The organism is Maritalea porphyrae (assembly GCF_030159895.1).
Taxonomy (GTDB): Bacteria; Pseudomonadota; Alphaproteobacteria; order Rhizobiales; family Devosiaceae; genus Maritalea; species Maritalea porphyrae.
On the sequence record NZ_BSNI01000002.1, the window covers coordinates 452860 to 468225 of the forward strand.

General features: G+C 50.8%; 13 protein-coding genes. All 13 read left to right on the plus strand.

Annotation, left to right across the window (positions count from 1 at the left end; genetic code table 11):
- Positions 1-6: 6 nt before the first annotated feature.
- The 13 genes from olsB (at position 7) to miaB (ending at position 15321) form a co-directional block, all read left to right on the plus strand.
- On the plus strand, positions 7-972 hold the full coding sequence (gene olsB / locus QQL65_RS05785) for a l-ornithine N(alpha)-acyltransferase (RefSeq protein ID WP_284362709.1): 966 nt from the start codon (positions 7-9) through the stop codon (positions 970-972).
- A 40-nt stretch (positions 973-1012) separates the two neighbouring features.
- Entirely contained in the window at positions 1013-1771 is a 759-nt protein-coding gene (locus QQL65_RS05790; protein ID WP_284362711.1) for a class I SAM-dependent methyltransferase, read from the plus strand.
- Positions 1772-2014: 243 nt separating this feature from the next.
- Positions 2015-4660 carry a DNA mismatch repair protein MutS gene (gene mutS, locus QQL65_RS05795; RefSeq protein ID WP_431357089.1) on the plus strand — a complete coding sequence of 882 codons (2646 nt, stop codon included), beginning with the start codon at positions 2015-2017 and terminating at the stop codon, positions 4658-4660.
- Positions 4647-7448 carry a [protein-PII] uridylyltransferase gene (locus tag QQL65_RS05800; RefSeq protein ID WP_284362714.1) on the plus strand — a complete coding sequence of 934 codons (2802 nt, stop codon included), beginning with the start codon at positions 4647-4649 and terminating at the stop codon, positions 7446-7448. Before mutS ends, QQL65_RS05800 begins: the two co-directional genes overlap by 14 nt.
- A complete protein-coding gene (gene murJ / locus QQL65_RS05805) occupies positions 7445-9001 on the plus strand; it encodes a murein biosynthesis integral membrane protein MurJ (protein ID WP_284362716.1) in 1557 nt (518 codons plus the stop codon). The genes QQL65_RS05800 and murJ overlap by 4 nt, the downstream gene beginning before the upstream one ends.
- 102 nt (positions 9002-9103) lie before the next feature.
- On the plus strand, positions 9104-10141 hold the full coding sequence (gene trpS / locus QQL65_RS05810; protein ID WP_284362717.1) for a tryptophan--tRNA ligase: 1038 nt from the start codon (positions 9104-9106) through the stop codon (positions 10139-10141).
- 70 nt (positions 10142-10211) lie between these two features.
- Complete coding sequence (locus QQL65_RS05815) at positions 10212-10706, plus strand: universal stress protein (RefSeq protein ID WP_284362718.1); 495 nt, start codon at positions 10212-10214, stop codon at positions 10704-10706.
- Between the two features lie 147 nt (positions 10707-10853).
- The gene (locus tag QQL65_RS05820) at positions 10854-11417 is read left to right on the plus strand and encodes a NifU family protein (protein WP_284362719.1); all 564 of its coding nucleotides are present in this window, start codon (positions 10854-10856) and stop codon (positions 11415-11417) included.
- 15 nt (positions 11418-11432) lie between these two features.
- Positions 11433-12113 (plus strand): tRNA (adenosine(37)-N6)-threonylcarbamoyltransferase complex dimerization subunit type 1 TsaB, encoded by a 681-nt coding sequence (gene tsaB, locus QQL65_RS05825; RefSeq protein ID WP_284362720.1) that lies wholly within the window; start codon positions 11433-11435, stop codon positions 12111-12113.
- Positions 12110-12586 carry a ribosomal protein S18-alanine N-acetyltransferase gene (gene rimI / locus QQL65_RS05830; RefSeq protein ID WP_284362722.1) on the plus strand — a complete coding sequence of 159 codons (477 nt, stop codon included), beginning with the start codon at positions 12110-12112 and terminating at the stop codon, positions 12584-12586. Before tsaB ends, rimI begins: the two co-directional genes overlap by 4 nt.
- A gap of 46 nt (positions 12587-12632) precedes the next feature.
- Complete coding sequence (locus QQL65_RS05835; RefSeq protein WP_284362724.1) at positions 12633-13085, plus strand: Fur family transcriptional regulator; 453 nt, start codon at positions 12633-12635, stop codon at positions 13083-13085.
- Entirely contained in the window at positions 13082-13888 is an 807-nt protein-coding gene (locus tag QQL65_RS05840) for a lysophospholipid acyltransferase family protein (RefSeq protein WP_284362725.1), read from the plus strand. The genes QQL65_RS05835 and QQL65_RS05840 overlap by 4 nt, the downstream gene beginning before the upstream one ends.
- An 89-nt stretch (positions 13889-13977) precedes the next feature.
- Positions 13978-15321, plus strand: coding sequence for a tRNA (N6-isopentenyl adenosine(37)-C2)-methylthiotransferase MiaB (miaB, locus tag QQL65_RS05845; protein WP_284362727.1), 1344 nt, complete (start codon positions 13978-13980; stop codon positions 15319-15321).
- Positions 15322-15366: the final 45 nt, after the last annotated feature.

The following is a 15366-nucleotide window of genomic DNA, read 5'->3' on the forward strand; positions in this document are numbered from 1 at the left end:
ATGTTCATGTTCGATCTAAAACCACGGGAGTTGGCACCGGTTCACCGGCGGCCGAAACGCTGGTACGAACAATTGTTGCCCTCCTCGACCCCTCAAATCATTGGCTCCAGCACAGCAGCGATTGGGCGCAGCAAACAAGTTCAACTGGAACAAAAAGACCCCGCCTCACTCGCGCGCATTGGCGCACTTGAAGTGCGCCTGGCGCAGACCGCAAGCGAAGTGCGGCGCGCACAGCGTCTGCGCTATGCAGTGTTTTACGAAGAAATGTCTGCAATTCCAGACGCGCGTGTGGCGCGCACCAAGCGTGATGCGGATGAGTTCGATCCCATCTGCGACCACATTATTGTGGTCGATCATGATGAAACTGAGGGCTTGTCCAATCGCCCCAAAATTGTTGGCACTTACCGTGCGCTACGTGCTGATGTAGCCAATGCTTGCAACGGATTTTACTCTGCAGCCGAATTTGATCTCAAATCCATGTTGGCAAAGAACTGGCAGCATGGCTTTTGCGAAGTCGGGCGTTCATGTGTATTGCCCAAATATCGCGATCGCCGCACCATGGAAGCGCTGTGGATTGGATTATGGGCTTATGCGGTTCTTTACGACATTGACGTCTATTTTGGTGTGGCAAGTTTTGAGGGTACAGACCCACAGGCCCACATTGACGGGTTAAGTTTGTTGCATCACACCGCGAAACCGCCGGAAAAGTGGGGGGTTTCTGCCCGACCTGATGTTGGCGTAAGCGTTGAATATAAACCCGCCGAGACTCTTAATCAGCGCGAAATTGTCAAATCGTTGCCACCGCTGATCAAAGGCTATTTGCGGATCGGGGCGTTTGTGGGTGATGGTGCATTTGTCGATCATCAATTTGGCACCACTGACGTGATGATTGTCACGCTCCTGGACCAAATGCCAGAGCGCTACAAACAGCACTTTGTGCATGCCACAGGGCTAGATCGCAAAAACAGTTAGGCCCTGGCGACAATTCGACTAAGGGGTTTTGGAGCAGCTTTTGAATAACCAAAATGAACTAAGTCGAATCAACCGAGTTGCTTGGGAAACCTCTGCGTTCGAGGCATGGGTAAAAAAGTACGGCGAACCAGAAGCTGCTGCTTCTCAGATTGCTAGCAATCCTGAGCATACCGCTCGTCGCATCCTACCACATCTCCAAAACCCCAAAGACCTTCTAATTGCAAACCCGCTAGGCTCACATGGTCGATTGGCAACGGCTTTGTCATTGCTAGGTGCAAAAGCAAAAGTGTTTGATATTTCTTCTTCCAATGCGAAATATGGAACAGCGCTTGCCAAAGCAGCAGGCGCAAGTGTTGAATATGTTGTTGGTGACTTTGTTGAGCGGTGTGAGGATTACCATAACTGTTTTGACGCAACGGTGATGGAACTTGGCATCTTACACTATTTTCACTCACTGCCTGAATTTGTATCTGCACTTGTTCAGATTACTAAGCCCAATGGAATAATCATTCTTGTCGATTTCCACCCGTTTACGAAAAAGCTACTCAGATTTGGTGAGGATAGGATAGAAGTTGGTGGTGACTATTTTTCTACAGTGGCCGAGCGCGCGCCGACTCCCTATGAGGAAGTTTTGGGTTACAAGCTTCCACCATGCTTGGTCCGGAGGTGGAAGTTATCCGACATACTAAGTGCTTTTTTGGTTCCAGAGCTGGGCATCGTTTCATTTAGTGAAGAACCAGCATGGGAGTCAGAAAAAATACCTGGAATTTTCACGCTGGTAGTCAAGCGCCATAAGTAGATCGCAAAAACTAGGTATAATATCTGCTTTATTGTTGGCAGCATGGACGGCTTGGCCTAGTCTTGGCCTTCCGAACAGCGGACTGATCCGGCTACAACGACGATAATGAACGACAAAAACATCCAATATGCGCAGCCAAGCGATGATATTCAGCAAACCCCATTAGAGGGTGCGGCGCCGATTGTTGCAGACCAAAAAAGCAAAAAAGCAACCAAATCAAATGGTGCGGCGCAACCCACGCCCATGATGGCGCAGTTCTTCGAAATCCGGGCCGTCAATCCGGGCTATTTGCTATTCTATCGAATGGGCGATTTCTACGAATTGTTCTTTGACGATGCTGAAATCGCATCACGCGCGCTGGGTATTGCATTGACCAAGCGCGGCAAGCACTTGGACCAAGACATTCCAATGTGCGGCGTGCCCGTCCACGCAGCTCAAGACTATTTGAAAAAACTGATCGCGCTTGGCCACCGCGTGGCCGTTTGCGAGCAAATGGAAGACCCGGCGGAAGCAAAAAAGCGCGGTTCAAAATCGGTTGTGAAGCGCGATGTGGTGCGCCTGGTGACAGCAGGAACGCTCACAGAAGATGATTTGCTAGATAGTAGCGCGAACAACTATCTTGCCAGCCTTTCAATGATCCAGCATGGCGATGCTGATTTTGCGATTTGCTACACGGACATTTCAACTGGCGAGATGTTCTTCACCGATGTGAGCGCCGAGCAGTTGTCAGATGAATTGGCACGTATTGAACCGACGGAACTGATCGTCTCAGAACAAACGCAACGCTACATCGAACAAAACAATTTGCTACCCATCGCGTTTGCAGGACAATTAGCGGTGCAACCCAGCGAAATTTTCAACTCAGAAGCCGCTAGCGATGTTCTTAAATCTAGCTTTGGTGAAGATGCGCAAGGAATTTTGGGGCAATCGCGCATTGTAAGGTCTGCAATTGCGGCGGCGATCACTTACATTCAAGAAACCCAAAAGGGCGCTAAGGTGCCACTTCGGTTGCCTCAACGGGCAGGCGATAAGCTCATGCAAATCGATGCGGCCACCCGCATGTCGCTTGAGTTGTTGCGCACAAACCGGGGCGAAACCAAGGGCGCTTTGCGCGCGACAATGGATAAATGCGTGACCGCTGCAGGTTCGCGCCTTTTATCATCTCGTATTAGCGCCCCACTTTGCGACGCCGCAGCCATTACCGAACGCCACAATATGGTAGGCGATTTCGTTGGTAATAGTTTGGTGACTTCGCTTCTACGCGCCAAACTCAAGTCAACACCTGACATTGTGCGCGGCCTGACCCGCTTGGCGCTTGGGCGTGGCGGTCCGCGGGAAATGCTGGCGATTAGATCTGCAATCCAAGTCGCAGCTGAACTGGTTGGTGAAATGTCTGCGCTTGATTTGCCAAACGAAGGCAATCAGCGGCTGATTGAAATATTGCAATCTACACCCACTGATCTCGCGCATGAGATTTCTGGGTGTTTGAAGGATGAGGTGCCGCTTCTGCCCCGCGACGGTGGATTTGTGCGCGAGGGGTTTGACGCAGAGCTTGACGAGTTCCGCACACTTGCCACGCAAAGCCGGCAAATCATTGCTGCATTGCAGGCGCGCTATGCCGATGAAACCGGCATAAAAGCCATCAAAGTCAAGCACAACAATGTGCTTGGCTACTTTGTCGAAGTGCCAGCAAGCCACGGCAATAAGCTTATGGCGGAGCCGCTAAATCAAACCTTCATCCATCGCCAGACCTTGGCCAATGCGGTGCGCTTTAATACCGCGGAGCTGTCCGAGTTGCAAAGTAAGATCACCCATGCAAGCGATGCCGCTCAAGCGATTGAATTGCGCATATTTGAAGAATTGCGCAACCAGATTTTGAGCAAAACAGCGAAATTACAAAAACTCGCCGATGCGTTGGCGGAGCTCGACGTAACGTCGGCGCTTGGACAGCTGGCGTTGGAGCAAAACTATTGTCGCCCAAAAATTGATAATTCGAACGCGTTTGAGATCAAAGATGGACGCCACCCCGTTGTCGAGGTGATGCTGGAACAAGCGGGCCAAACTTCTTTTGTTGCCAATGACTGTGATTTGTCGCCTCAAGGCGAGCAGAAAAATGGCGCGCTTTGGCTCATTACCGGCCCTAACATGGGCGGTAAATCGACCTTCCTGCGTCAGAATGCGCTGATTGCGATTATGGCTCAAATGGGATCATTCGTGCCTGCCAGTTCGGCGCATATTGGGGTAATCGATAGAGTGTTTTCTCGGGTCGGTGCCGCCGATGATATTGCGCATGGGCGTTCAACATTTATGGTTGAAATGGTGGAAACCGCTGCCATTTTGAACCGCGCGACCGCAGCATCACTTGTGGTGCTCGATGAAATTGGACGTGGAACCGCCACATTTGACGGATTATCTATCGCTTGGGCCGCTGTTGAGGCCTTGCATGAAAATACCGGGTGTCGGGCGCTCTTTGCCACGCACTATCATGAGTTAACCGCCTTGTCGGACCGCTTGGACCGCGTTTCCAACCACACAATGAAAGTGCGCGAGTGGGAAGGCGATGTGGTCTTTTTGCATGAGGTGGCGAACGGCACCGCAGACCGCTCCTACGGCATTCAGGTGGCAAAACTCGCCGGATTGCCAACTCATGTTGTGGAACGCGCCCAAGAAGTCTTGGACATTCTGGAAAAGCGCGAAACCGCAGATGTAGCTGCCGGCGTTGCGCAATTGCCCTTGTTTGCCGAGCGCCGCCCGACGCCAAAACCAAAATCAGACGATGCACTTAAAAAACGTGTCGACCAAATCAACCCAGATGAATTGACGCCACGTATGGCGATTGATCTACTGTACGAACTGAAAAAGCTTAGCCAAAAACATGCCGAACGCTAGCCGCCCAAAACTAGAATTTACGCTTGCTAAAGCTGATGATGTGATCAGCGATATTTTGCAAGAAATTGGCGATGAAAACCCCGCTGGGTCGAAGGCGCGGTCAATTGTTTTGAAGAAAGCCAAAGAGATTTTGGCTACCGCGCATCAACAAGCCGAAGCTGATTTGATTGCAAATGGCAAGGGACGCGCTTGCGCCAAGAACCTAAACAATGCGCAAGACGAGTTGATCCGGATGGCGTTTCGTTTCGCGTCCGAATATGTTTACCCGGTGACCAATCGATCTGATGCTGAAACCCTTTCAATTGCAGCGGTTGGTGGGTATGGGCGTGGCACCCTCGCACCAGGCTCGGATATCGATCTGCTTTTCATCCTGCCCTACAAGCAAACGCCGTGGGGCGAGAGCGTTACCGAATATGTGCTCTATCTGCTCTGGGATTTAGGCCAAAAGGTCGGCCACGCGGTGCGCTCGATTGATGAGTGCTTGCGCATGGCTAAAGCGGATATGACCATTCGCACAGCGACCTTGGAATCGCGCTACATTACGGGCGATAAGGTGCTCTTTAAGGAGCTGCAGAACCGGTTCAGCGAAGAAATTGTTGCCGATACGGGCCCTGAATTTATCGCCGCCAAAATGGCTGAGCGCGATGAACGTCACGAAAAGATTGGCAATACTCGATTTGTGGTGGAGCCGAACATAAAAGAGGGCAAGGGCGGCCTACGAGATCTCAACACATTGTTCTGGATCGCGAAATATTTTTATCGCGTCGAAAAGGCAAAAGAGTTGAGCAAAAAGGGCGTGTTCTCAGTCGCTGAATATCGCCGTTTCCGTCGGTCTGAAGAGTTTTTATGGGCGATCCGTTGCCACCTGCACTTCCTCACCGGTCGGGCAGAAGAGAAGCTTAGTTTCGAGCTGCAGCAAGAGTTGGCCAATCGTCTTAACGTTACGGGCCGCGCAGGGCTAAAGCCTGTGGAGCGGTTGATGAAACGCTATTTTGCGGTGGCGAAAGATGTTGGTGATCTTACCCGTATTTTCTGCACTTCGCTTGAGTTTAATCACGCCAAAGATGTGGACATGATGGGGCGGGTTCGCAAAACTCTATCACGCAGACGCAAAATCAAAGGCGAAACCGATTTTGTGATTGATCGCGGTCGGCTCAACATTGTTAGCGATGATGTATTCACCAAAGACCCGGTTAATCTGATCAAAATCTTCTACATTGCTGGGCGCGAAGGAATACTCTTTCATCCCGATAGCCTCAAACAAATCAACCGCTCACGTAAACTGATCGATAAAGATCTGCGCACAAATCCTGACGCGAACCGCTATTTTCTTGAGATATTGACCCACGCCCCTTCTGTTGAACGGATATTGCGTCGCATGAATGAGGCGGAAGTGTTGGGCCGGTTTGTGCCAGAGTTTGGCCGCATCGTGGCACTGATGCAATTCAACATGTATCACCACTACACCGTTGACGAACACTTGATCCGCGCGGTTGGCGTGATGGCAGAAATTGTCCAAGGCGGGCTAAAAGACGAGTTGCCGCTTACGCATGAGTTGCTGCCCCATTTGGCTGATGTGAAGCTATTGTTTGTCGCGCTATTTTTGCACGATATCGCCAAAGGTCGCCCCGAGGATCACTCCACCGCTGGGGCAAGAGTTGCGCGTCGTCTGTGCCCACGTTTTGGACTAAGTGCTGCGGAAACCGACACTGTCGCTTGGTTGATTGAAAAGCACCTTGTGATGAGCGAAATCTCGCAAGCACGCGACGTGCAAGATCCTGAGACTGCAGCAAATTTTGCGCAGATCGTGCAAAGCCCAGCGCGGCTTAGCTTGTTGTTGGTGCTTACCGCCTGTGACATTCGTGCTGTCGGGCCAGGTGTTTGGACCGGCTGGAAAGGTTCGCTACTGCGCGCACTTTATTATGCAACAGAGCCATTGCTGTCAGGCGGTCATTCACAAATCAGTCAAGCAGATCGGATCAAAGCGGCCAAAGAGCGTTTGGCGCAAGCCTTGCGTGATTGGCCAAAAGCCCAAGCTGACGAATATTTAGAACGCCATTATCCGGCCTACTGGATTCGCTCTGAATTTCAGCTGCAAATTGATCACGCGCACATGATCCGCAAGGCCAATCAGTTGGGGCAACCATTTGCGGGTTGCGTCGGCATTAAAAGCTTTGAAGATGTGACCGAAGTGTCAATCTATACGCCCGACCATCCACGCCTGCTCTCGATGATTGCTGGGGCATGTACCCTGTCCAACGCTGACATTGTTGGCGCGCAGATTACCCTAATGCGTGACGGTAAGGCGCTGGATACCTTGCGTTTAAAGCGCAGCTTCACCTCAGATGAAGATGAGCGCATCCGAGCGCTAAAAATCATTGAAATGGTGCAAAAACTTCTCAGTGGTGAAAAACGATTGCCGCAAGAATTGGGCGTTGGATCAAAGCTCAACAAGCGCCTCAAGCCGTTTTCGGTGCCAACAGATGTGATCATCACGAATTCACTGTCGAAGAAGTTCACTGTGATTGAGGCGTCAGGCTTAGACCGTTCTGGCCTGCTCCATGACCTCACCAAGTCCATTGCCGACCTTAATCTCACCATCGGCTCTGCGCACATTGGAACGTTTGGCGCGCGCGCGATCGACGTTTTTTATGTCACCGATCTGACAGGCATGAAAATTGTCGATGATAAGCGTCAGGCAAAAATCAAAGATGCCCTAATTGCGACATTTGAAGCCCATAATGGTAAAATACCAATCAAGAAAAAGCCCAAAGAGTTGAGTGCGTGAGCCTGATCAAAAACTTCGCAAGCGTTGGCGGCGCGACTCTTTTGTCGCGGTTGCTTGGCTTTGCGCGCGACATCATGATGGCGGGTATCTTGGGTGCCGGGCCTGTAGCGGACGCATTCGTTGCTGCGTTCCGATTGCCCAACATGTTTCGGCGCATTTTAGCCGAAGGGGTCTTCAACACCGCCTTCATCCCGTTATTCGCAAAGGCGATTGAGCAAAAGGGTGAAGAAGAAGCAAAGCGGCTGGCCGCAAACATCATCTCATCGCTGATCTATATATTGATCATCTTGACCGTTTTGGCTGAGATTTTCATGCCGCAATTGATCTTGGTATTGACGACGGGCTTCGCTGACGACCCAGAAAAATTTGATCTAACTGTGCTGCTGGCCCGCATTTGCTTCCCATATTTGGCCTGCATGTCGCTGATGGCTGCCTACGGCGCAATCCTAAATGGTTTGCGCAAGTTTTTCATCGCCGCTCTGGCCCCAACATTGCTCAATGTGGTTTTGGTCCCGTTGCTCGCCTATCTGATTATTGCAAGTAACGACACCGTCTATTCAGGATATGTCATTTCTTGGGGTGTGCTTGTGGGTGGTGTTGCGCAGATTGGACTTGTTGCGTGGGCACTTGCACGCACCGGTTATTTTCCAAGGCTCACACTACCTAAATTGGATTCCGGGTTGAAAAAATTCTGGGCGCTGGCCATTCCAGCAATCCTTACGGGTGGCGTTACCCAGATCAATATTTTGGTGGGCACCAACATCGCATCCGCGCAAGAAAGCGCCATTGCCTATCTCTATTACGCAGATCGATTGTACCAGCTGCCACTTGGAATGATCGGTATTGCCATCGGCATCGTCTTGTTGCCTGAACTGTCGCGACTTCTAAAGTCCGGACAGCCAGAAAAGGCGGCGAATGTCCAAGAGCGAAGCCTGTTCTTTGGCCTTTTGCTCACTTTGCCTTCGGCCGTAGCACTGTTTGTAATCGCTGAACCCGTCATTGCAACGCTGTTCCAACGCGGCGCATTTGATGCTGAAGCGGCCAAACAAAGTGCTAAAGCGCTGCAAATCTTTGCGCTTGGATTACCCGCATTTGTGTTGGTGAAAGTGTTTCAACCCAGCTATTTTGCGCGCGAAGATACACGCACTCCTGCCATATTCGCAGCCGTTTCAGTTGTACTGAATATTGCCTTTTCCCTGCTTATGTTTCCGCGTTTGGGCCATGTGGGCATCGCCTGGGCGACGACAATTTCGGGTTGGGCAAATGTCTTGATGTTGGTGACAACTTTGGCCTTTTGGCGCGAATTGATGTTGCCAAAATCTATCATCGGTCGAGTGCTCTCGCTTCTGTCGGTGAGCCTTATCATGGGCATCATTCTTTTCTTTGCGGCTAACTATTTGGCGCCTCAGTTCATTGTTGAACAATTGCCGCTTTATTGGCGCAGTGGGGCGCTTGCCTTGCTCATTGTGCTTGGCGCCGCAAGCTATTTTTTGATGCTGCATTTGTTCGGCATTCAGCGGCTTGGGCGATGGCGAGACTTCATCAAATCTTGATGCCGCAATCCGCTTGAGCACTTCTTTGTTTACAATTTTAGCCTTCATCGGCTAGGTAGACGCTTCAAATTCATTTCCAAATAAAAGGCTTGGGTCCAAACCATGACTGATTTCCATAATCGCCTCTTTTCAGGCGTACAGCCAACCGGCGATCTCCACTTGGGCAACTATCTTGGCGCTATCCGCCGTTTTGCCCCAATGCAAGACCAATTCGACTGCATCTTCTGCGTCGTTGACATGCATGCGATCACCGTTTGGCAGGACCCAAAAGCCTTGCGTCAAAAAACCCGCGAAGTTGCTGCCGCATACATCGCCACTGGCGTAGATCCAAAACGTTCGATTATTTTCAACCAAAGCCAAGTGATGCAGCATGCTGAACTGGCTTGGGTGTTCAATTGTGTGGCACGCATCGGCTGGATGAACCGCATGACACAGTTCAAAGACAAGGCGGGCAAGAACCGCGAAAATGCGTCTTTGGGCCTTTATGCCTATCCAAGTTTGATGGCCGCTGACATTTTGCTCTATCGCGGCACCCATGTGCCGGTTGGCGATGATCAAAAACAGCACCTTGAACTCACGCGCGACATTGCGGGCAAATTCAACAATGATTTCAAAAATGAGATTATCGAAGAGGGCTTTGAAGATGGTGATTTCTTCCCCATCACTGAGCCACTAATTTCTGGTCCAGCCATGCGGATCATGTCTTTGCGTGACGGCTCAAAGAAAATGTCAAAATCTGATCCGTCCGAGATGTCATGTATCGCATTGATGGATGATGCCGACAAAATTGCGCAAAAGTTCAGAAAAGCAAAAACTGACCCAGAACCTCTGCCATCAGAGCTTGAGGGTCTTGAAGGTCGACCAGAAGCCCGGAACTTGGTCGAAATCTACGCGGCTTTGTCCAATCAAAGCAGCGAAGATGTGCTCAAAGAGTTTGGTGGACAAGGCTTTGGCGCGTTCAAGCCAGCACTTGCAGATTTGGCCGTTGCCCATCTTAGCCCGATCTCATCCGAGATCAGCCGTATGTTGGCAGATCCTGATGAAATTGATTCTATTTTGCGCGATGGTGCGGAACGAGCTGGCGAGATTGCGGAAGAAACAATGAAGCATGTGCGCCAAATCGTTGGTTTTCTAAGCTAAGCCAAGCCTCATAATTTGCGGCCCTTTTTCCATCTTGGCAAATGGGGCTGCAAATGGCAGCATGCGCCCCATGGAAAATGCGGCACGATTAGATCGACCCAAATATAATCGCAAGTTTTTAGCGGTTTTGGACGGCACCGACGAATGCGCGGTTGCGGTAACCTTTGCTGGTTGTCGTATGCGACGCACCGGTGGCATCGTTAAATTGCTTGTGGTCATTGAACCCGATCAGTTTCAACACTGGATCGGCGTGGAAAATGTCATGCGCGCCGAGGCCTTTGAAGAGGCGAACCGGTGGCTCGACGACGCTGAAGCGCGCATCAAAGCATTAGGCGATATCCCGGTTGAGCGCGAAATACGCGAGGGTCCAAAAGCTGATGAGCTAGAGGCGGCCATCGCAGAGGACAAAGACATCTCGATTTTGGTGCTTGCCTCGTCCAAATCAACCGATGGTCCAGGGCCTTTGGTTAGCTCAATAGCAGCACGCGGTGCCAATGCGTTGCCCATTCCCGTTGCAATCGTGCCGGGCTTTTTGACTGACGAGCAAATTGAAGAGCTTGCCTAACCTCTATTTGCGCAAAATCAAACTGTTGCGCTATTGCGTCGCAAAATGGCGGAAAGCGCTTGCCTTTGGCCACAGAAATACTATTTTATAACCATTCTAAAGAAGATTTCGCCCTTTGCTGGGCGTGCGAACTCGGAGACCCTAATCATGTTTATTCAAACTGAGGCAACACCAAACCCGCAAACATTGAAGTTTTTGCCGGGCCGCGACGTATTGCCGGGTGAGCCGATGGACTTCCGCTCAGAAGAAGCCGCTGAATCTTCGCCATTGGCCACGGCCTTGTTCACCATCAACGGTGTGACTGGTGTGTTTTTCGGTAGTGATTTCATCGCCGTAACGAAAGACGACACCGATTGGGCGCACATCAAACCTGCTGTTTTGGGCTCGATCATGGAGCATTTCATGTCTGGTCAACCCTTGTTGGCTGATGGGGCGCAAGAAGCCAAAGCCGACGAAGGTGACGAGTTCTTTGAAGAATCTGACACTGAGATGGTGGAAGTAATCAAGGAATTGCTCGACACCCGTGTGCGACCGGCCGTCGCGATGGATGGTGGCGACATTATCTTTAAGGGTTTCAAGCAAGGCACTGTATATCTGCATATGCAAGGCGCATGTTCAGGTTGCCCTTCTTCCACTGCGACACTTAAAAATGGAATTGAGAATCTCTTACGCCATTTTGTGCCCGGTGTAGAAGATGTTCAACAAATCTAGCGTTTTGATCGCTAGATGACCCAATTCCCCATCACTCTCGCCATCGACACGGCGCAAGCTTGTTGCCAATGCGCGCTTATCGACGCTGATGGCACCAGCTATGCCATGTCGGAGGCGCGGGCGCGTGGGCACGCCGAATATTTGATGGATCAGATCGATGCGCTTTTGGACAATGCGCAGCGCGAATATGACGATCTCGATCGCATTATTGTCTCGTCTGGGCCCGGTTCCTTCACAGGGTTGCGGGTCGGGTTGGCCGCTGCGCGTGGACTAGCAGTTGCGCTTGATATTCCGTGTTTAGGGATACCAACCATGCTTGCACTCTCACTGAGCGGCCGTGAAAACAGCCCATTGACGGTGCTCATCGATGCGCGACGTGATCAGCATTATCGTCAAGATTTCTCAGCTCCCGGCAAGCCAGTTTCGGAACCGGCAGCATTGGGCAATGATGTTGCGCTAAAAGACTTGAATGAACAAAGCCGTGTGCTTGGCTCTGGTGCTGAATGGGCTGCGCGCGATTGCGGTGCCCAAAATGTGGAATTGGCACGCGATCCAGATATGCGCACTTTCATCAATGTGGTTAAACTTGCCGAATTTGGCCAAATGGCTGATCCAACGGTTTACCCGCCCGAACCATGCTATATTCGGGCAGCGGACGCGAAACCGCAAAGCGCAAAACATATTGAACGCTTATGAAAATCTGGATGGCCCCTGTCGGGCTTCATATCGAACCCGCCCAAATAGGTGACGAAAAAGACTTAGCTAAACTGCATGCGGAAGGCTTTTTTCGCGGCTGGACGGTTGCCGATTTTCAGTCCTATTTACGAAATGCTGAAACCCCCATCTATGTGGCGTGTGACGCCAAGCACAAGATCGCGGGTTTTTCAATGTTGCGCATTTCTGGCGATGAATGTGAACTGATGACCATCGTGGTGAGCAAGAAGTTTAAAGGCAAACGTCTCTCAACGGCTTTGATGCAGGCCATGTTTGAAGACTTGATGATGAGCCCGGTCACCAAGATGTTCTTGGAAGTGGATGAAGACAATCAGCCTGCGCGCAAGCTCTATCAACGTTTTGGCTTTAGCCAAATCGGCGAACGTCGCGGCTATTATCCCCGACCAGATGGCAAAACCGCCACCGCTCTTGTCATGAAAGCTGAACTCGGCTAAGCCAAATTCAAATCATCGACCGCACTTGAAGTCTAAAGGCTGATCCATGAGTAATCCCGGCGAAAACGCAAATCTGGAACAGCAGTGCGAAACATCTGGCATGCGCATGACCGAGCAGCGCCGAATTATTGCGCGGGTTTTAGAAGGCGCAACCGATCACCCTGACGTGGAAGAGCTTTATCGTCGAGCATCCGAGATCGATCCAAAAATCTCGCTTTCAACCGTTTATCGCACGGTGAACCTGTTCGAAGAAGCTGGTTTGGTGACAAAGCACGACTTCAAAGATGGCCGCGCCCGCTTCGAACAAATTCCGGATGAACATCATGACCATTTGATCGATGTGCGCACTGGCAAAGTCATTGAATTTCGCAACGAGGAAATTGAAGCCATTCAAGAAGTGATCGCGCGCAAGCTTGGTTTTAAGCTCGTTGATCACCGGCTCGAGCTTTATGGTGTGCCACTAGGCGACAAGAAAAAAGAGGATGGTTCGGGCCAATGATTTGGCGGATAGTCTTCTTTTTTCTCATCACGTTACCAGTGTTGTTAGTACTCGCGCTTATTCAGTGGTTGGTGCTGGCGTTCAAATTCAAGAATTGGAATTTTGTACCGATTTTAGCGCATAAGCTGGTTTGCTTTAATTTGGGCGTCAAAGTCAGACAAATTGGCAAACCTGCCAGCGATAAACCGACATTGTTGGTGTCCAACCATATCTCTTGGATGGATATCCCAGCGATTGGTTCAATTGTGCCAATTTCCTTTGTTGCCAAAGCCGAAGTCGGGCGTTGGCCCATTGTTGGCTTCCTGGCTAGGTTGCAAAAGACGATTTTCGTGGATCGGCAGAAAAAAACGGACACTGGGCGCGTCGCTAATGAAATGGGCGAACGCATGTCCGATGGGCGCGCAGTGGTTCTATTTGCTGAGGGTACCTCAGATGTTGGCCTCCATGTCTTGCCATTTCGCTCGGCCCTTGTGGGGGGCACTCAGCGCGCCATGGAAAATGACCATATTGAAGAAATGTATATTCAGCCCATGGTCATTGCATATACGCACCTAAACGGATTGCCGATCTCGGCAGCCGAACGTTCAAAAATCGCCTGGATTGGTGATATGGGCATTGAAGATAATATTCTTGACATTTTGTCGGTCGGCGCAAAAACCACGACCATCATGTTTGGCGAACCGATCACCATCAAGCGCGGCGATGATCGGAAACTGGCGACCAAACAAGCGGAAGAAAAGGTGCGTGAAATGCTGGTGGCGAATAATCGCCAAATGCCGCTACCTCCTGCGCATAAGGGCTAGCCAGTAGTTTCCTTTGCGTCGCTTCGCGCTTTGGTGTAACAAGTCGCCTCAATCCAATTTTAACCTGCAAAAGATCCGGTTTTAGCCCCATGAAAAAGCTATTCATCAAAACCTATGGCTGCCAGATGAATGTCTATGACAGCGATCGCATGGCAGATGCGCTTGCCCCTTCGGGCTATGAGGCGACGACGGATATTGATGAAGCCGATTTGGTGGTGCTCAACACATGCCATATTCGCGAAAAAGCGGCGGAAAAAGTCTATTCCGAGCTTGGTCGTTTGCGCATCATGCGCCAGAAAAAAGAGCAAAAAGGCGGTGAGATGATGATCGGCATCGCCGGCTGTGTCGCGCAAGCCGAGGGCGAAGAGATTGTCCGCCGCGCACCAGTGGTTGATTTGGTATTTGGTCCCCAATCATATCACCGATTGCCCGATCTCGTTGAGCAGGCACAAACCAAAAAAGTGGTTGAAACGGATTTTCCCGCCGAAGATAAGTTTGAGCACCTGCCCAAGCCGAAAAAAGAAACAACCATCGCACGTGGCCTCACTTCGTTCCTAACGGTCCAAGAAGGTTGCGACAAATTCTGCTCGTTCTGTGTTGTGCCCTATACGCGTGGTGCAGAGGTTTCTCGCCCGGTGCACCAAATCATCACCGAAGCACAGGATTTGGTGGATGCAGGGGTGAAAGAGATCACGTTGCTCGGGCAAAATGTGAACGCTTATCACGGGCTTGATGCGAATGGCGAAACTCAAGGGCTGGCCCAACTACTCTATAAGCTTGCCGACATCGATGGCCTTGATCGGCTGCGCTACACCACTTCGCACCCACGCGATATGGATGATGCGCTGATTAATGCGCACCGCGATCTTGATATGTTGATGCCTTACTTGCATTTGCCTGTTCAGGCGGGTTCGGACAGCATTTTGAAATCCATGAACCGTCAACATACGGTTGAAGACTATATGCGATTGCTTGAGCGCATTCGCGAAGCGCGCCCTGACATAGCGTTGTCGGGTGATTTTATCGTTGGCTTCCCCGGCGAAACCGACGAGGATTTTGAAGGTACATTAAAATTGGTGCGCGACGTTGAGTATGCGCAAGCCTACTCCTTCAAATATTCAACTCGGCCCGGCACACCTGGCGCGACGATGGATAATCAAGTGCCAGAAGAGGTGAAGTCTGAACGTTTGCAGCGCTTGCAAGAACTGCTGAACCACCAACAGACCGAATTCAACAAGTCCCGCATTGGTACCACAATGCCGGTTTTGTTCGAGAAAACCGGCCGCGATCCGGGCCAGATTGTTGGGCGCTCTCCTTATTTGCAGCCTGTCCAGGTGGAGGCAGACCCGTCTCATATCGGCACAATTCGTGATGTTTTTATCGATTCGGTAGGGAAATTTTCACTTTTTGGTAAGATTGTCATAAATAGTTAGGGGTTTTGCCCCAATTATGGGTCATACTGAAACGACAGTGAGTCG